Consider the following 16,042-nt stretch of genomic DNA (forward strand, 5'->3'; position numbering starts at 1 on the left):
CCCCCCCCCCCCCCCCCCCCTACTGACACGCCCCCCACCGCGACCTACACTCTCTCCGCGCCGGCCCGCGCGGCGGCGGCGGGGCCGGCGGGCGGCTGCAGTTCGCGGCCTATCACACCTGGCAGTTCGAAAACTCGATCCTGATCCGCGAGGGGCTGCCCGAGCTGGACCTGCTCAACGGCTCTGCATCGGGAAGCCGCGGCGGCCAGCCGCGCCACCAGATCCAGCTGCAGGGCGGCTATGTCGTCAACGGGCTGGGCGCGCGCGTGAGCGCCAACTGGCAGAGCGCGACCGAGGTCAACGGCGGCACGACCGGCAACGACCAGCTTCGCTTCGGCTCGCTCGCCACCGCCGACCTGCGGCTGTTCGCGAACCTGGGCCAGCAGCCGGCACTGGTGCGCGACCATCCGTGGCTGCGCGGTACGCGGGTGACGCTGTCGGTCGACAACATCTTCAACCAGCGCCAGGAAGTGACCAGCGCACAAGGGACGGTGCCGCTGAGCTACCAGGGCGGGTTCCTCGATCCGCTCGGGCGGACGGTGCGGATCAGCGTGCGCAAGCTGTTCTTCTGAGAACCGCGCGCGCGGCGGCCGGGGGAAGCCGGCCTGCCGCGCCCATGGCGCTTCCCTGCCGGCGCGATCAGAAGCGCGCGGCAAGACCCAGCCAGAGCCGGGCCGGATCGATCACATAGGCATAGTCGGCATAGTCCAGCCGCTTGTCGAACAGGTTCTGGATGCCGCCGTGGAGGGTCACGGCCTCCGTCAGCCGGTAGCTGCCGCCGATGTCAACGGTGGTGTAGGAGGCGGCGACGACGTTCTCGCCGCTGATCTGCGCCTCCGTCACGGCCTCCTCGCCGCGGAAGATGGCACGGACATAGCCGCTGAAGCCGCCCGCCGGCTTCCAGTTGAGCGAGGCGCTGGCCTGCTGCTTGGGCGTGTCATTGAGCGCGGCACCGGCGTTCGCGCCGCTCAGCTGCTCGGAATCGGTAAGCGTGCCCGAGGCGTTGAGGCGCAGCGTCGGGGTGAGGCGCACGTCCACCGTCGCCTCGATGCCCTGAACCCGCGCGCGGTCCACGTTGACATAGGTGGTCGGCGGCCGGCCGATCGTGCTCAGCGGTTCATCGACGCACCAGGCGGCCGCTTCCTCGCAGGTGACGCGGGTGATCTTGTCCTTGAAGCGGGTGTCGTAGGCGGACAGGCTCGCCTGGAACCCGTCGCCGTCGTAGAGCAGCGACGCCTCGAAGGTGCGCGAGGTCTCCGCCTCCAGATCGGGGTTGCCGTAGATCGTCCCGCCGCGGCTCGTCTGGCCCCAGTCCTCGAGCGTCTGGCGCAGGTTGGGCGCGCGGAAGCCCTGCGAATAGCCGCCCTTGAGCGTGAAGTCGGGCGTCAGGTTCCACACCGCATAGACGCGCGGCGTCCAGTGGGTGCCATATTGCTCGTCGTCGTCCATGCGCAGGCCGCCGGTGACCTTGAACCCGTCCACCACCGCGAGCTCGTTCTCGGCGAACAGCGCCCAGTTGGTGCGGCTGGCGCCCGTGCGGGTCGATCCGTTGAGGCGGTTGCCGGTGAGGTCGGTCAGGTCCTCGTTGCGGTAGAAGGCGCCGATGCTGAGCATGTTGGAGGGCAGCGGGACCGTCCAGATCGACTGGCCGACCGTGTTCTTGATCCGCTTCTCACCCTCGACGTGCTCGGCATCCTCATACTGGAGGTAGCTTTCGGACGCGGCGAACCCCCACTTGCCGCTGTGGCTGAGCGACGCGACCCAGCGCTTCTGCGTCATGGTGTCCTGGGTGCCCTCGGGCACGGTGTCGCTCGCCTCGACGGTCTTGCCGGCGGTGGAGATGGTCTTCTGCCGATAATAGCCGCCCTCCACCAGGAAGCGGTGGTCGGCGCCGGCATCGAAGCCGAGCTTGCCCGCGATCGAATCGTCGTGGCGCTCCGGCGTGCCGCCGATCACGTCGTCCTCGCTGCGCCGGTTGCGCGAACCCTGGAGCTGGATGCCGACCGCGTCGCCGGCGAGCGGCCCGGACAGGTAGAAGTTGCCGTCATAGACGTTGCCGAAGTCGTCGCCGAGCTGGAGCGTGCCGTTGACGCGCGCGCTGCCGCGCCAGCGATCCGATATGGCCCGGGTGATGACGTTGACGACGCCGCCCATCGCATCCGAGCCGTAGAGCGAGGACATCGGCCCGCGGACCACCTCGATCCGCTCGATCGCCTCGAGCGGGGGGAGCAGGCCGCCTTCGCTGATGCTGCCGCCGTTGGTGCGCGATTCGCGCGAGGACAGGCGTTTGCCGTCGACCAGGATCAGCGTGTACTGCGGTGCCATGCCGCGGATGGAGATGTCGCGGCTGTTGCCCTCGCCCGGGGTGACGGTGACGCCGGGGATTTCCAGCAGCGCGTCCGTCACCTCGCGATAGGGAAGCCGCTCCAGATCCTCCCGCGTGATGACGCTGATGGAGGCAGGCGCGTCCTTGACCTGCTGTTCCCGGGCCGTGGCGGTGACGACGATCTCGTCGGTGTTGAGGCTCTGCTGCCCGGCGGGCACCTCTTCGGCGTGGAGCGGCGCGGCGACCGCTGCGGCGAGCGTCAGGGTCGCCGTTCCGGCGAGCCACCCAAAGCGAGACATGCATTCCCCCTGCTATTGCGAATAAGTCGCAGGCTCATTGTCGGCAGCGGCGCCGTTCGCCAAGGGGTCCGCAGCGTATATCGGCTATTCGCTGGACGAATGGCAGGCGGTGCCCAGCCGGTCGGCGAGCCAGGTGACCGCCGGATCCTGTGCGCTCCGCTCGTGCCAAAGGAGGGTGTAGTGGAGGGTGCCGACCTCGGCCGGGGCGTGCCGCAGCGCGAGGCCGTGGACGCGGGCAAAGGTGCGGGCTGCCCGGAGCGGCAGCATCATGAGGAGGTCGCTGCCGGCGATGACCCCGGCCGCGGCGTGGAAATAGGGGATGCGGGCGCTGACCTTGCGCGCCCGCGCGACCTCCCCCAGCACATGGTCCAGCCGTTCCACCTCGGCATCGCTGACGGTGATGCCGAGGTGGGCGCAGCCGAGCAGCTGGTCCAGGGTCAGCGCGCCGTCCCCGGTCGCGAGCGGATGCTCCGGCCGCATCAGGCAGGCGAAGCTGTCGGTGAACAGCGCGCGCCCGTGCAGCTGCGCGGGGTTATAGTCGAGGCCGGAGACGGCGAGGTCGATGTCGCCCGCGGCAAGCGCCGCCGCGGGCTCGAACGGCAGCGGCACGATGTCGATCGCGGCCTCGGGCGCGGCCTTCAGGATCGCCGGCAGCGCCGGAGTGATCGCCGCCATCACGCCGAAGTCGGTGGCGGCGATGCGAAAGCGCCGCCGCAGCGAGGCCGGCTGGAATTCCGGCGACTCGATCAGGACGGCGGCCGACTCCAGCCAGCTGCTGACCGGCTCCAGCAGCGCGTCGCCGCGCGCGGTGCGGCACATGCGGTTGCCGACGCGGACCAGCAGCGGATCGCCGATCGCGCTGCGCAACTGGGCAAGCGAGCGGCTGACCGTCGGCTGGCTGAGGCCGAGCTTGCGGGCGGTGGCGGTGACGCTGCACGTCCGCAGCAGCACGGCCAACATGGCCAGGAGGTTGAGGTCGAGCGAGGGGAGGTGCACAAACCCCGTTATTGCGAACGGCTGTCGATAGCAACACGGGCGTCCTTTCGGCTGCCGGTGCTGGCCGTCTCGTCGGTGCGCAGCGTCAGCACCTCGACGCCGGTGCGCGTCACCGCGACCGTGTGCTCGAACTGGGCGGAGAGGCGGCCGTCCTCGGTGACGACGGTCCAGCCGTCGTCGGCGGTGGCGACGCGGCGGCTGCCCTGGTTGAGCATCGGCTCGACGGTGAAGGTCATGCCTTCGCGCAGCTTGGGGCCAGTGCCGGGGCGGCCGTGGTTGAGGACGGAGGGTTCCTCGTGCATCTCGCGGCCGATGCCGTGGCCGCAATATTCGCGCACGACCGAATAGCCGTTCTTCTTGGCATGGCGCTCGATCGCGGCGCCGATGTCGCCCAGGTGCCCGCCGGGGCGGACCTGGCGGATACCCTCCCACATCGCCTCCTGCGCGACGCGCACCAGCCGGCGCGCGGCCGGATTGACGGTGCCGACCATGTAGGTCTTGCTGGAATCGGCGATGAAGCCGTTCTTCTCCAGCGTGATGTCGAGGTTGATGATGTCGCCGTCGCGGATGATGTCCTGCGTGCTCGGGACGCCGTGGCAGACCACCTCGTTGATCGAGCAGTTGAGGACGTACTGAAAGCCGTACTGACCCTTGCTGGCGGGGCGGGCGGCGAGGTCGTCGGTGATGAAGCGCTCCACCAGGTCGTTGACCTGGAGGGTGGACATGCCGGCGAGGTCCTGGCCGTCGAGCATCTCGAACACCGAGGCGAGCAGCCTGCCCGAGATGCGCATCAGCGCGAGTTCTGCCGGGGTCTTCACCATTTCAGGCGGCCGCGGCGTGGGTGGGCGGCAGGTCGACGGCGGCGGCGAGTTCTGCCTTCACGATGTCGCTGAAGGAGAGGGTGGGATTGGCTTCGGCGAGCATGCCGATCTTCATCCAGAACTCGGCCTGGGCGTTGATCGAGCGGCACATCACGGTGCTGGCGCGGCGCACCTCTGCATGGAGGTGGTCGTCGATCTTCACGATGCCCATGGGGGTCCTTTGCGGTAGTGGATATGCGAAGCGTATATGGATCGTATATCGGCCGGTCAACCGGAGGGCACCGCCGGCTGGCATGCGGTGCGGCTTTGCGGTAGCGCCGGGACCATGAAGCAGCCGCATATCGTCGCCATCGGCGGAACGCTCCGCGCCAGCTCGGGCACTGCCCGCGCGCTGGAGATCGCGCTCGCCCAGGCCGAGAGCCTGGGGGCGCGCACCACCTTGCTGACCGGGGCGGCGATCGACTTTCCCAACTACGAGCCCGAAAGCGCGCTGGAGAACCCGGTGATCGCGGCGTTCCTGGCGACGCTGCGCGATGCGGACGGGATCGTGATCGGATCGCCGGGATACCACGGCACGCTGTCGGGGCTGGTCAAGAACGCGCTCGACCATGTCGAGCTGATGCGCAGCGACGAGCGCGTCTATTTCGACGGGCTGCCGGTGGGGATCATCGCGACGGCGGCAGGCTGGCAGGCGGCGGTGGCGACGCTGGGGACGTTGCGCACGGTGGCGCACGCGCTGCGCGGCTGGCCGACGCCGATGGGGGTTGCGATCAACACGCTGGCGAGCCCTAATGCGATCCACGAGGCCGAGCCGCAGATCGCGACCATGGTGGGGCAGATCATGGGCTTCGTGGGGCGCGGCTGAGGCAGCGCTTCACGTACATCGACACGACATTCGCAAGGCAGGACGTACCGACACAGCAGTTCCCGACAAGGAGACAGGCGATGGTGGAGAGCGTGGTGACGCGAAGAGGGTTGCTCCAGGCCGGGGGAGGCGTGGCGGCCGCCTCGCTGGTCGCCGCGGCAGGTCCGGCGACCACGCTTGTCCAGGGGAGCGGCGGCGCAAAGCTGGCGGGACAGCCGCTGCCGGGCGGGGCGAAGCTTCCTGCCACGCCGCCGGCGCGCAAGGCCGCCGACAGCGTCGGCTTCGCGATCGTGGGGCTGGGCGGCTATGCGCTCAACCAGATGATGCCGCGCTTTCCCCAGGCGAAGCGGGCGCATGTCGCGGCGATCGTCTCGGGCAATCCGGAGAAGCTGCGCCAGGTGGGCGATGCCTATGGCGTGCCCGCGGACGCGCGCTATTCCTATGACGACTTCGCCAGGATCGCCGCCGACAAGCGGATCGAGGCGGTCTATGTCGTGCTGCCGACCGGCTTGCATGCCGAATGGGTGATCCGCGCCTTTGCCGCGGGCAAGCATGTGCTGTGCGAAAAGCCGATGGCGCTTTCGAGCGCGGAGTGCGAGCGGATGATCGCGGCGGGCAAGCGCGCCAACCGCAAGCTGATGATCGCCTATCGATCCCACTTCGAGCCGTACAACGTCGAGGCGATGCGGCTGATGCGGCAGAAGGCGGTGGGCACCATCCGGCTGCTGCGCACCGAGCAATCCTATCGCATGGGGCCGACGAGCCCGGCCGAGAACTGGCGCGCGAACCGGGCGCTGGCGGGCGGCGGGCCGCTGGAGGACTACGGCATCTATGGCCTGCAGTCGGCGCTCTACCTGACCGGCGAGATGCCGGAGAGCATCAGCGCCACGACCTTCCGCCCCTCAGGCGACCCGCGCTTTGCCGAGATCCTGGCGCATGTGTCGTCGCAATGGCGCTTCCCGTCGGGTGCGGTCGCACAGCTGGTGACGTCCTATGACTCGGCCGGCATCAACTTCGCCGAGGTGCGCGGCACAGAGGGCGTGCTGAAGATGGACCCGGCGACCAGCTATTCGGGCCAGAAGATGTGGATCGAAGGGCGCGGGGGACGCGAGTTCGCCCCCGGCGACCCGGAGGTGCAGTTCGCGGGGCAGCTCGACCATTTCACCGACGCCATCCGCACCGGCTCGCCGATCCGGACGCCAGGAGAAATGGGGCTGCGCGACCTCCGCCTGATGGAGGCGATCTACGCGTCGGCGGAGCGCGGCCAGACGGTGAAGCTGGCGCCGGACGGACGCATGCGGGGCTGATCGGGCTCACGGGCCGCCGGTTCCTGCCGGCGGCCCGGGATCCGCGCCCGGATCAACTGGTGGACCGTGCCGGGGGCAGCCGGTCCAGCTCGGCATCGAGGATGGGCCGGTCCTCGCCCGCTGCGAGCGCGAGGTGGCGGCCGGTGTCGCCGACCCGTGCGGCGACGTCGCGCGCGATCGCGTCGCGATTGGTGCTGCACCAGCCCGGGCGGCTGCCGCTCGCCACGTCGTTGCGGACGAAGCTGCGCGAGAAGGAGGCGTCCTGCCCGCGCGTCGCGGCGCGATCGACCGAGAGGTGCGCGGTCCAGGCGCAGCGCAGCGTCGAGGGACGCCCGCCTGGGGCGACCGTGCCCAGCTGGCGGTGCTCGACCTGAACCGTGCCGCGATAGTCGGCCTGCACGGGGCCGGAGGGGTGCTGGACGGTGACCTGATGCGCGCCCGCCGGGGTGGCGGCGGCTAGGAGCATCGCTCCGATTGCTAGAGACATGATGAGACTTCCGGATCGTCTGAAAAGGGGCCGGGGGCGGGCGCTGACTGATGCCATCGCCCGCGGGCCGCCGGCGGGGTGGATGCGGCGGGCCCGGTCAGGCGGGCTGCGGGCGGCGGCTCATGGCGTGCAGCCGATCCTTCACACGCAGGCGCAGCCGTTTCAGCCGCAGCAGGTTCAGCGTGTCGGGGGTGCGCCGCTTCGTTTCGGCGCGGATCTGCTCGTCGAGCCGCTGGTGCAGCTGGGTGAGTCTGTAGACGAAGGTGTTCAAAGCCTCTCTCCAATCCGAGATTGAAAGATCGGATGATCGGCGATGAAAGGGGGCAGGAAGCCAGGCCAACATCGAGATCACCCGATGCGGTCCGACATCACGTTTCTCCCGAAGGAGAAGCGCCAGAGGGGCCCGGCCCGCACCCTCAAGCTAGGGTGCGGTGCGCCTCCGTCAAGGCACTGGCGTGTAACAAAGTGGGTCTGGTTGACAAAGCCGGCCGGCGGGATCACCCTTCGTCCATGTCCGCACAGGCGACATATCAGCGCTTCCGCGACCACGCCGGCCAACTCGCCGCGCGCGCGTAGCCCGGGTTCGGCGGCGTGCCGCCCGGGCCCGGGACTTATTCGATCCGAACGTCGGGACGCGCCCTGCGCGCCCGGTCCTCGAGTAAGCGGAATCCCTGTCATGACCGAAGCAGTTTCGATGACCCCGGCGCGCCGTCCGGTGGCGGATGCGTCGCAGATCCACGCCGAGCCCGCGCCGCGCGAGCTGGTGATGCGGCCGGAGCATTTCTTTTCCAACACCTTCCACCTGGAGATGGAGGGCACCGACGCCGGCCGCGAGGAGGCGCTGGCATCGTTCCGCGCCGCCCCGACGCGCGACGAACCGGGCGCGCTGAGCCTGGTGCTGATGATCCTGCTGATCGGGGTGCCGGCGCTCGTGGCGCTGGCGCTGTTCTCGGCAGCATAGCCCCGAGCCTCCCGCCGGTCGGGCAGGAGGCAGCCGGTGCCGGTTAGGCGTTGACCTCGTGCGAGGGGCACCCGTGCCGACCTGGCTGAAGGCGCTCCTGCTGGTGGTCGCAAGCGCGCTCTGCTGGCTCGGCGCGTGCCGGCTGGCAGGGGTGCGCGAGCCGTGGGATGCGGAAGCCTATTGGCGGCTGTGGGTGCCCACGTCGCTTGCGCTGTCGGCAGTCGCCGGATGGTTCTGGCGGAAGCCGGGGTGGCCGGCCGGCGTGCTGATCACCCTTGCCCAGCTGCCGGTGCTGTGGATCGCAAACGGGGAGAGCGGCGGGCTCTGGGTCGCCGGGGTGCTGATCCTGGGTGCGCTGGCGCTGCCGGCGGCGGCGGTTTCGGCGCTGGCGGCGCGGCTTCGGCGCGGAACGCGGCGCTAGAGCGATCCTGCTTGCGCCGAGCGGGATTTGCGATCAGCTTTGCGCAGAAGGCGTTCCTGCGCCGAGGCACGGAACGTCGCGCTTTGAGGGAGGCGGCCGAATGCACGTCAGCATCGCAAAGGCAGGTGAGTCGGTGGGCCGGGGAGGCGTGCAGTGATCGCGGCCGTGATCGCCGCGCTGCTGCTGGGGCAGACCCAGGTTCCGCAGGAGCGCGCGCCATCGCTCGCCTCGGCATCCCCGAACCTCGCCGGCGAGACCGCACGCCCGGCGCGCGCGCGGACGGCGGCGGACCCGGCCTCGCTGGCGGAGATGCAGGCGTTCGGGCGCTGTGCGGCGCGACGCGCGCCCGCCAAGGCGGCGGCGCTGCTGCAGATGGACTATACGACGCCGCAATATCAGCAGGCGCTCCGGAAGCTCGCCTTGTCCAACGCCAGCTGCTCGCCCGGAAAACAGGGCCGGTTCGCCGGGGTGCTGTTTGCGGGCGCGGTCGCGGAGGAGTTGCTGTCGCATGCCGGCAACCTGCCGGAGGCGCTTGCCTATGACCCGGCCAAGACGGCGGTGAAGACACTGGGCGAGACCGACCGGACGGCCAACTGCGTCGCGCGCACGGCCTCCCGCGAGGTCGCGGCCCTGTTCGCGACGCCGGTTGCGAGCGAGGCGGAACGCGCGGCGATCCGCACCCTCACGCCAGTGGTGGAGACGTGCATGGCGAAGGGGCAGACGGCGCGCTTCAACTATCCGGGGCTGCGGGCGATCCTGGCCACCGCCTCCTATCGCATCGTCGAGGCGAGCCGGACCTCGGCAGCCGCAGGCTAGCCCAAGAGGGCGGACGGCGGCGTCGCGCCTAGCTTGCGCGGTTCAGCCAGTGGCGGTGGACGAACCAGCCGGTGATGCCGGCAGCGAGCAGGACGCAGACGCCGATCACGCCGGCAAAGGCCCAGGGTTCGTGGGCGAAGGGGATCCCCTCGACGTTCATGCCGAGCAGGCCGGTCAGGAAGGTCAGCGGCAGGAACACCATCGCGACGATCGCGATCTGGAGCGAGCGCTGGTCGATCTGTTCGGCGCGCAGATCGGTGAGTGTCTCGTGAATCAGCGCGGCGCGTTCGCGGATCGCCTCCAGTTCCTCCGCCATGCGCGCGGCCTGATCGGCCGCGGCGGCGATGTGGAGGCGGTCGTCGGCGCCGAGCCAGTCGCCGGGCAGCGCCGAGAGCTTTTCGAGCGCCGCGCGCTGCGGGCTGAGGAAGCGGCGATAGCCGATCGCCTGAATGCGGGCGCGGCTGACGATGCGGCGCAGCTCGAAGACGCGGTCGGCGCTCAATTCCCCCTCGCAGTCGTCGAGCGTGTCGCCGAGGTCGGCGACGAGCGGGTCGAGCTCGCCCGTGATCTCCTCGGCGAAGGCGACGATCAGGTCGCCCGGGTCGGCGACCCGGGCCTGTTCGACCTCTTCGCGGACCGCAGGCATCGCGGTGAGGCGGTGGCGGGTGACCGAAAACACCCGGCCCGCGGCGGCGTAGAGGCGCACCGAGGCCAGCGGATCGGAGGTGGCGAGATCGTCGGGCGAAAGGCCGCGCAGGTTGACGAAGGCGCCGTTCTCGATGGCGGTGCAGCGCGGGCGCGTCTCGACCGCGACCAGTGGGTCGATGACCCAGGCGGGGAGGCCGGCGACGCCCTCCAGCCAGGGGCGCAGCGCCGGTTCCTCGCCATGGAGGTGGATCCACACCAGCGCGCCGTCTGCGGTGACGGCATCCTCCAGGGAGATGGTGCGGGCCGTGCCGTCCTTCACCTGCATCGCAAAGCCGTTCAACGCAGCATCTCCAGCAGGATCGTAAGGCCCGGGGCGTCGGGCGGGGGGGTGTCGCCGGCCAGGCGATCGGCATCGGCGCGCGCGCGGTCGAGGATGGCGGCGGGCACGTCGGGGGCGTGGACCAGCCGGTCGGCGCGGGCGAGCAGGCGGGCTTCGCGCAGGGTGAGGTCGTCGGGGTCGGGCGAGCGCAGGGTGATGCGGACGTGCTCGGACGGCGGCGCCTCGGCGGTGTCGAGCCAGCGGGCGACGGCGTCGTCATCATGTGCCGTCAGCGGGTCGAGCGCACCGCCTGCGGAGAGCGCGGTGCCGAGCGCGCGGCGGCGGGCGTCGCCGTCGGGAAAGCGCTGGCGCAAGGCAGCGCGGGCGGCGTGGAGCTGCTCGGCAAGGCGGCCGAGGCCGGCGGGGAGCAGCGTCTCGAGCCGCTGGCGGACGGCAGCGGCGAGGCCGGCGGAGATGCCGCCGGTGGCGACCGCGACCAGCAGCGGATCACGGTCGACGATCGCCGGCAGGGTGAAGTCGCAGAGCTCGGGCCGGTCGACGGCGTTGACCAGGATGCCGCGGGCGCGGAGCGCGGCGATGGCGGCGTGGGCTTGCGTCTCGTCGGCGAGGGCGACGACCGCGAGGCGGGCGGCGGGGTGATCCTCGACCACCTGCGCGCCGGCGCGTTCGAGCAGGCGGCGCTTGGCGTCGGCGGCGGGGCCGACGCCCTTCAGGATCACCGGCCTGCCGGCCAGCCGCAGCAGGACCGGCAGGCCGATCATGTCAGGCGAGCCAGTCCGGCAGCACGTCCGCCTCGACCATCGACCGGATCGACGGGCGCTCGCGGACCACGGCGAAGCGATCGCCCGAGACCAGCACCTCGGGCGTGAGCGCGCGCGAGTTGTAGGTGCTCGACATGGACGCGGCATAGGCGCCGGCGGTGCGGAAGGCGACGAGATCGCCCGCCACGACGTGGTCCATGGTGCGGCCGGTGGCGAAGGTATCGCCGGTCTCGCACACGGGGCCGACGACGTTGACGGTCTCGCGCTGGCCAGTGGGCGCCACCGCCTCGATCGCGTGATAGGCGTCGTAGAGGCTGGGGCGCAGCAGGTCGTTCATGGCCGCGTCGACGATGACGAACGGGGCGTTGGCGCCCTGCTTCACGCGGATCACGCGGGACACCAGCACCCCGGCATTGGCGACGATGAGGCGGCCGGGCTCGAAGATCAGGCGCGCGTCCCAGCCGGCGGTGGCGCGGCGGACCATTGCGCCATAGGCGGCTGGCGAGGGCGGCGCGGGCTTGGCGGGATCGTAGGGGACGCCGAGGCCGCCGCCCAAATCTGCGGTAACGATGCTGTGGCCGGCCGCGCGCAGCTCGGCGATCAGCGCGCCGACGCGGCCGAAGGCTGCCTCCAGCGGGCCGAGGTCGGTGAGCTGGCTGCCGATGTGGACGGCGACGCCGCGTACCTCCAGGCCGGGCAGCGCCGCGACATGGGCGAAGGCGGCGAGTGCGCGATCATAGGGGATGCCGAACTTGTTGTCGGCGCCGCCGGTGGAGATCTTTGAGTGGGTGCCGGCGAGCACGTCCGGATTGACGCGGATCGCGACCGGTGCGGTGACGCCGCGCGCCGTCGCGACGGCGGAGAGCATGTCGAGCTCGGGTTCGGACTCGACGTTGAACTGGCCGATGCCCGCGTCGAGCGCCTGCGCCATTTCCTCGGCGGTCTTGCCGACGCCGGAGAAGACGATGTCGACGGGCCGCACCCCGGCATGGAGCGCGCGCGCGAGCTCCCCCCCCGAGACGACGTCGGCGCCGAGCCCGGCGCGGGCGAGGGTGGCGAGCACCGCGCCATTGGGGTTGGCCTTGACCGCAAAGGCGATCAGCGGGTCGTCGAGGCCGGCCAGCGCTTCGCGGAACACGGCGACGTGGCGGGCGAGCGTCGCGGTCGAATAGACATAGACGGGGGTGCCGACCGCGTCGGCGATCGCCGCCAGCGGCACGTCCTCGGCATGGAGCGCGCCGTCGCGCAGCTGGAAATTGTCCATGGGTTCGGGGGCTCAGTTGCGGGGCGGGATGTCGAACGGATCGTCCTGGCGTTCCGTCGACTCGCGCAGCAGCTCGTCGCTGCGGGTGGGGCGCTGCTGCGTGGTGGGCGTCAGCAGGTCGCCGGGCGTGGGCGTGGCGGTCGCGCCATAGGGCGGCGGCGGCAGCGCCTCGCCCTCGGCAGGCCGCAGGTCGCGGCGCGCGCCGCAGCCGGCGAGCGCGAGGCCAAGGGCGGCGAGCAGCAGCGGGCGACGGGTCATGCGGCTTCCTTGGCTCGAGCGGCGCGGGCCGCGGCGACGGCAGCGCGTACGCGATCGGGCGCGGTGCCGCCGAAGCTGGTGCGGCTGCGCACCGAAGCATCGACCGTCAGCACGGTGTAAACGCTGTCGGTGATGCGCGGGTCGATGGCCTGGAGATCGGCGAGCGGCAGCGCGTCGAGCGCGATGCCGCGCTCCTCGGCGAGCTTCACCGTGCGGCCGGTGACATGGTGCGCCTCACGGAATGGGAGCCCCGCCTCGCGCACCAGCCAATCGGCGAGGTCGGTGGCGGTCGGGAAGCCGGCCTCCAACGCGGCGCGCATGCGGGCCGGGCGGAAGGTCGCGCTCTCGACCATGCCGGTCATCGCCGCGATCGACAGCGCGAGCAGGTCGGTCGCCTCGAACACGGGCGGCTTGTCGTCCTGCATATCCTTCGAATAGGCGAGCGGCAGGCCCTTCATGGTGACCATCAGCGCCGTCATGCACCCGAGGATGCGTCCCGAATGGCCGCGCACCAGCTCGGCGGCATCCGGGTTGCGCTTCTGCGGCATGATCGAGGAGCCGGTCGACCAGGCGTCCGAAAGGGAGACGAAGCCGAACGGCTGCGACGCCCACAGCACGAACTCCTCGGCCATGCGCGACAGGTGCAGCGACGCCTGCACGGCGGCGGTGAGATACTCGATCGCGAAGTCGCGGTCGGACACCGAGTCGAGCGAGTTGTCGGTCGGCCCGTCGAAGCCGAGCGCGCGGGCCGTCGCCTCGCGATCGATCGGGAAGCCGGTGCCGGCGAGGGCCGCGGCGCCGAGCGGGCAGCGGTTGAGGCGCGCGCGGGCATCGGCGAAGCGGCCGCGGTCGCGGGCGACCATCGCATTGTACGCCATCAGGTGATGGCCGAGCGTCACCGGCTGGGCGACCTGGAGGTGGGTGAAGCCGGGCATCACCGTCTCGGCATGCTCGTCGGCGCGCGCGATCAGCGCGTCCTGCAGACCACCGAGCGCGGCATCGACCGAATCGATCGCGTCGCGCACCCACAGGCGGAAGTCGGTCGCGACCTGGTCGTTACGTGAGCGCGCGGTGTGCAGGCGACCGGCGGCGGGGCCGATCGCCTCGGCCAGCCGCGCCTCGGTCTGCATGTGGATGTCCTCGAGCGCGAGATCCTCGGCCACGCCTTCGCGCGCATAGTGCTCGGCGACGCCGTCGAGGCCGGTGCGGATCGCGGCCGCGTCCTCCGCCGTCAGGATGCCCTGGGCGGCCAGCATCGCGGCATGGGCCTGCGATCCGGCGATGTCCTGCTGCCACATTCGCTTGTCGAACGGGATGGAGGCATTTATCTCCCGCATCACGGCCGAGGGACCCTCGGCGAAGCGCCCGCCCCACATCGAATTGGAGCCTGCCTTGCGCTCGGTAATCGCGCTTCTCCTTGCCACAACGCTGCTGCTGACCGGGGCTTGCGATAGGCGACCCCAGCCTGACGGGCAAGACGAAGCCGGCACGGTTCCCGAAGTCGCTGCGACCGGCGGCGGCGAGGTACCGGCAAAGGCGGGTGCGGCCGATCGCAGCCACAAGGGGGAGGCGGCGCCGGACGTGCAGTTCGAGCGGCCGGACGGCACCCCGACGAGCCTGGCGTCGTTCCGCGGCAAGCCGGTGCTGGTGAACCTGTGGGCGACCTGGTGCGCGCCGTGCATCCAGGAGATGCCGACGCTCGACGCGCTGGCGGGCGAGGGGAAGCTGAAGGTGGTGGCGGTGAGCCAGGACCTGGAGGGCGGCAAGGCGGCGGCGCCGTTCCTCGCCAAGAACGGCTGGAAGAACCTGGCCGCCTATGCCGATCCCAAGCTGGGGCTGTCGACGGGGCTGAACGCGAACCTGCCGACGACGATCCTGTACGATGCCGCGGGCAAGGAGCTGTGGCGGGTGCAGGGGGCGATGGAGTGGACGGGCGCCGAGGCGCGGGCGTTGTTGGGTGAAGCGGCGGGCTGAGCGGGCGCCGGACGGAACTGCCCTGCGGCCACGTCCGTATCCCGCGCAGGCGAGATTTCTGCGAAACCCTTTTTCGTGCTCCCGCGCAGGCGGGAGCCCAGGGCCACAAGCGCCGCACGTGCTTGTTCTGCTTGGCCCTGGATCCCTGCCTGCGCAGGGATGCGGAAGGTTTAGGGGCGATTGTCGCGCCTTTCGCAGAGGCCCCGCACAGGCGGGGATTCAGGGCGACGCAGCGTAACCGCCGGCAGCGTGCGGAACCCTGGGCTCCTGCCTGCGCAGGAGCACGGTGGTGCGGGAGGGCGGTGGGGCTTGGTCCCCATGAATCTTGCGGGCCGGGAAGCTGCTGGTTGCGCGGTGGCATCGCGCCGTTACCCTTTGCTCCTGCTGGTGCCGAGGCGCGTCCTCGAAGCAGGAGATACGGTTTGTCGCGGATCCCGTTCGTCGTGCCCCTTCTCCTCACACTCGGCTTCGCTGGCGCGGCCTGCGGTCAGAGCGGCGGGACCGACAAAGTGCCTGCGGAGGTCGTCCTCCCGAAGAACGAGCGTGCGGGCGTATGGCAGCCTCCTGCCGGCGGGGTTCAGATGCCGCTCTGGCCCGCGAGCACGCCTCTGGCCAAGCCGGACTCGGGCGATCGGCCGGAGGGGACCGGCAACGGAACGGGGCTCGTGGGAGGGCGCAAATGGCATTGGGCAAGCTATGTCACCCGGCCGACCATGACCCTGTATCGCCCGAAGGGAGGCAACAACGGGACCGCCATGCTGGTCCTGCCCGGGGGCGGATTTCACGTCGTCGCGACCGATCTGGAAGGCACCGAGATCTGCGACTGGGTGGTGCAGCAGGGAATGACCTGTGCCGTGCTGAAATATCGGGTGCCGCAAGCGTGGCCGAGGGAGAACGGGAAGCAGCAGCGGCCCAAGGTGCTGTTGGGCCTGGAGGATGCGCAACGCGCGATGGGGCTGCTGCGGCAGCGGGCTGCTTCCTACGGGATCAATCCGCACAGGATCGGCGTGATCGGCTTTTCCGCGGGTGCCTATCTGGCGGCGAACATGAGCAACACCGAAGCGCGCACCTATCCGCTTGCAGACGCCGCGGACCAGCAATCGCCCCGGCCCGACTTCGCGATCATCGCCTATACGGCGCGTATGCTGGACGACAGCAAGGGCAGGAACAGTCTCGAGCTCAAGCCCTGGGTGACCATCAGTCCCAAGGCACCGCCGACGCTGATCCTGCATGCGATGAACGATCCCATGGACCCGATCCGACAGCCTTTGGCCTATGCGCTGGCGCTCAATGATGCAGGTGTGCCGGTGGACATGCGGATCTATGCCAAGGGAGGCCATGCCTTTGGCAAGCGGCCGACGGCCGATCCGATTTCGCGGGAATGGCCCGGCCAGGTCAAGCAGTGGCTGCACAACCTCGGCATGCTGTAACGTCCTGAGGCGGTATGCATCTCGTGTCGGCCGGGTGGGTAGTCCCCGGTCCGGCGAGGGGCCGGACC

The 16,042-nt window shown here is 70.6% G+C and carries 19 protein-coding genes; 8 read left to right on the forward strand and 11 right to left on the reverse strand.

Going from position 1 to position 16,042, the window contains the following annotated elements:
- The first annotated feature begins 266 nt into the window (after window positions 1–266).
- Entirely contained in the window at window positions 267–572 is a 306-nt protein-coding gene (locus VPH46_RS01685) for a TonB-dependent receptor (protein WP_165890046.1), read from the forward strand.
- Between the two features lie 67 nt (window positions 573–639).
- Here the strand turns inward: VPH46_RS01685 and VPH46_RS01690 are convergent, their stop codons facing one another.
- The 4 genes from VPH46_RS01690 to VPH46_RS01705 form a co-directional block, all read right to left on the reverse strand.
- Window positions 640–2,625 (reverse strand): TonB-dependent receptor domain-containing protein, encoded by a 1,986-nt coding sequence (locus VPH46_RS01690; protein WP_416608349.1) that lies wholly within the window; start codon window positions 2,623–2,625, stop codon window positions 640–642.
- An 84-nt stretch (window positions 2,626–2,709) separates the two neighbouring features.
- Window positions 2,710–3,621 (reverse strand): LysR family transcriptional regulator, encoded by a 912-nt coding sequence (locus tag VPH46_RS01695; RefSeq protein ID WP_416608351.1) that lies wholly within the window; start codon window positions 3,619–3,621, stop codon window positions 2,710–2,712.
- 8 nt (window positions 3,622–3,629) lie between these two features.
- Window positions 3,630–4,442 carry a type I methionyl aminopeptidase gene (map, locus tag VPH46_RS01700; protein ID WP_416608353.1) on the reverse strand — a complete coding sequence of 271 codons (813 nt, stop codon included), beginning with the start codon at window positions 4,440–4,442 and terminating at the stop codon, window positions 3,630–3,632.
- Window position 4,443: 1 nt separating this feature from the next.
- Complete coding sequence (locus tag VPH46_RS01705) at window positions 4,444–4,653, reverse strand: ParD-like family protein (RefSeq protein WP_132883979.1); 210 nt, start codon at window positions 4,651–4,653, stop codon at window positions 4,444–4,446.
- 114 nt (window positions 4,654–4,767) lie between these two features.
- Between VPH46_RS01705 and VPH46_RS01710 the strand changes: the two genes are divergently transcribed.
- Window positions 4,768–5,307 (forward strand): NADPH-dependent FMN reductase, encoded by a 540-nt coding sequence (locus VPH46_RS01710; RefSeq protein WP_239436717.1) that lies wholly within the window; start codon window positions 4,768–4,770, stop codon window positions 5,305–5,307.
- 80 nt (window positions 5,308–5,387) lie between these two features.
- The gene (locus VPH46_RS01715; protein ID WP_416608355.1) at window positions 5,388–6,614 is read left to right on the forward strand and encodes a Gfo/Idh/MocA family protein; all 1,227 of its coding nucleotides are present in this window, start codon (window positions 5,388–5,390) and stop codon (window positions 6,612–6,614) included.
- A gap of 52 nt (window positions 6,615–6,666) precedes the next feature.
- Here the strand turns inward: VPH46_RS01715 and VPH46_RS01720 are convergent, their stop codons facing one another.
- Together VPH46_RS01720 and VPH46_RS01725 are read right to left on the reverse strand one after the other, a co-directional pair.
- Window positions 6,667–7,101: a hypothetical protein gene (locus VPH46_RS01720; protein ID WP_416608357.1), complete on the reverse strand. Its 435-nt coding sequence runs from the start codon at window positions 7,099–7,101 to the stop codon at window positions 6,667–6,669.
- Between the two features lie 97 nt (window positions 7,102–7,198).
- On the reverse strand, window positions 7,199–7,372 hold the full coding sequence (locus tag VPH46_RS01725) for a DUF465 domain-containing protein (protein WP_125961282.1): 174 nt from the start codon (window positions 7,370–7,372) through the stop codon (window positions 7,199–7,201).
- A 405-nt stretch (window positions 7,373–7,777) separates the two neighbouring features.
- Here VPH46_RS01725 and VPH46_RS01730 point away from each other — a divergent pair, with 405 nt between their 5' ends.
- The 3 genes from VPH46_RS01730 (at window position 7,778) to VPH46_RS01740 (ending at window position 9,299) form a co-directional block, all read left to right on the forward strand.
- A complete protein-coding gene (locus tag VPH46_RS01730; protein WP_317894370.1) occupies window positions 7,778–8,062 on the forward strand; it encodes a hypothetical protein in 285 nt (94 codons plus the stop codon).
- Window positions 8,063–8,135: 73 nt separating this feature from the next.
- Window positions 8,136–8,483: a hypothetical protein gene (locus VPH46_RS01735; protein WP_416608360.1), complete on the forward strand. Its 348-nt coding sequence runs from the start codon at window positions 8,136–8,138 to the stop codon at window positions 8,481–8,483.
- Window positions 8,484–8,636: 153 nt separating this feature from the next.
- Window positions 8,637–9,299, forward strand: a complete 663-nt coding sequence (locus VPH46_RS01740; RefSeq protein WP_416608362.1) for a hypothetical protein — start codon at window positions 8,637–8,639, stop codon at window positions 9,297–9,299.
- Window positions 9,300–9,327: 28 nt separating this feature from the next.
- Here the strand turns inward: VPH46_RS01740 and VPH46_RS01745 are convergent, their stop codons facing one another.
- The 5 genes from VPH46_RS01745 to argH are packed head-to-tail and all read right to left on the reverse strand — an operon-like array spanning window position 9,328 to window position 13,946.
- Window positions 9,328–10,287, reverse strand: a complete 960-nt coding sequence (locus VPH46_RS01745) for a CorA family divalent cation transporter (RefSeq protein WP_416608364.1) — start codon at window positions 10,285–10,287, stop codon at window positions 9,328–9,330.
- On the reverse strand, window positions 10,284–11,048 hold the full coding sequence (locus VPH46_RS01750) for a siroheme synthase (protein ID WP_416608366.1): 765 nt from the start codon (window positions 11,046–11,048) through the stop codon (window positions 10,284–10,286). Before VPH46_RS01750 ends, VPH46_RS01745 begins: the two co-directional genes overlap by 4 nt.
- A 1-nt stretch (window position 11,049) precedes the next feature.
- Window positions 11,050–12,312 (reverse strand): diaminopimelate decarboxylase, encoded by a 1,263-nt coding sequence (gene lysA / locus VPH46_RS01755; protein ID WP_416608368.1) that lies wholly within the window; start codon window positions 12,310–12,312, stop codon window positions 11,050–11,052.
- Window positions 12,313–12,324: 12 nt separating this feature from the next.
- The gene (locus VPH46_RS01760; RefSeq protein ID WP_129341552.1) at window positions 12,325–12,570 is read right to left on the reverse strand and encodes a hypothetical protein; all 246 of its coding nucleotides are present in this window, start codon (window positions 12,568–12,570) and stop codon (window positions 12,325–12,327) included.
- On the reverse strand, window positions 12,567–13,946 hold the full coding sequence (gene argH / locus VPH46_RS01765; protein WP_416608807.1) for an argininosuccinate lyase: 1,380 nt from the start codon (window positions 13,944–13,946) through the stop codon (window positions 12,567–12,569). The genes VPH46_RS01760 and argH overlap by 4 nt, the downstream gene beginning before the upstream one ends.
- 16 nt (window positions 13,947–13,962) lie before the next feature.
- On the opposite strand from argH, the gene VPH46_RS01770 reads away from it, so the two are divergent.
- Both VPH46_RS01770 and VPH46_RS01775 read left to right on the forward strand, forming a co-directional pair.
- Window positions 13,963–14,544 carry a TlpA family protein disulfide reductase gene (locus VPH46_RS01770; RefSeq protein WP_416608371.1) on the forward strand — a complete coding sequence of 194 codons (582 nt, stop codon included), beginning with the start codon at window positions 13,963–13,965 and terminating at the stop codon, window positions 14,542–14,544.
- A gap of 422 nt (window positions 14,545–14,966) precedes the next feature.
- Window positions 14,967–15,974: an alpha/beta hydrolase gene (locus tag VPH46_RS01775; protein WP_416608373.1), complete on the forward strand. Its 1,008-nt coding sequence runs from the start codon at window positions 14,967–14,969 to the stop codon at window positions 15,972–15,974.
- Window positions 15,975–16,042: the final 68 nt, after the last annotated feature.

Origin of the sequence: Sphingomonas sp. MJ1 (PH-R8), assembly GCF_048058635.1 — a bacterium.
Taxonomy (GTDB): domain Bacteria; phylum Pseudomonadota; class Alphaproteobacteria; order Sphingomonadales; family Sphingomonadaceae; genus Sphingomonas.

Coding starts and splice junctions, on each gene's coding strand:
- VPH46_RS01690 (WP_416608349.1), bottom strand. CDS start 2,625: ATGTCTCGCTTTGGGTGGCTCGCCGGAACGGCGACCCTGACGCTCGCC.
- map (WP_416608353.1), bottom strand. CDS start 4,442: ATGGTGAAGACCCCGGCAGAACTCGCGCTGATGCGCATCTCGGGCAGG.
- VPH46_RS01705 (WP_132883979.1), bottom strand. CDS start 4,653: ATGGGCATCGTGAAGATCGACGACCACCTCCATGCAGAGGTGCGCCGC.
- VPH46_RS01710 (WP_239436717.1), top strand. CDS start 4,768: ATGAAGCAGCCGCATATCGTCGCCATCGGCGGAACGCTCCGCGCCAGC.
- VPH46_RS01715 (WP_416608355.1), top strand. CDS start 5,388: ATGGTGGAGAGCGTGGTGACGCGAAGAGGGTTGCTCCAGGCCGGGGGA.
- VPH46_RS01720 (WP_416608357.1), bottom strand. CDS start 7,101: ATGTCTCTAGCAATCGGAGCGATGCTCCTAGCCGCCGCCACCCCGGCG.
- VPH46_RS01730 (WP_317894370.1), top strand. CDS start 7,778: ATGACCGAAGCAGTTTCGATGACCCCGGCGCGCCGTCCGGTGGCGGAT.
- VPH46_RS01750 (WP_416608366.1), bottom strand. CDS start 11,048: ATGATCGGCCTGCCGGTCCTGCTGCGGCTGGCCGGCAGGCCGGTGATC.
- lysA (WP_416608368.1), bottom strand. CDS start 12,312: ATGGACAATTTCCAGCTGCGCGACGGCGCGCTCCATGCCGAGGACGTG.
- VPH46_RS01760 (WP_129341552.1), bottom strand. CDS start 12,570: ATGACCCGTCGCCCGCTGCTGCTCGCCGCCCTTGGCCTCGCGCTCGCC.
- argH (WP_416608807.1), bottom strand. CDS start 13,946: ATGTGGGGCGGGCGCTTCGCCGAGGGTCCCTCGGCCGTGATGCGGGAG.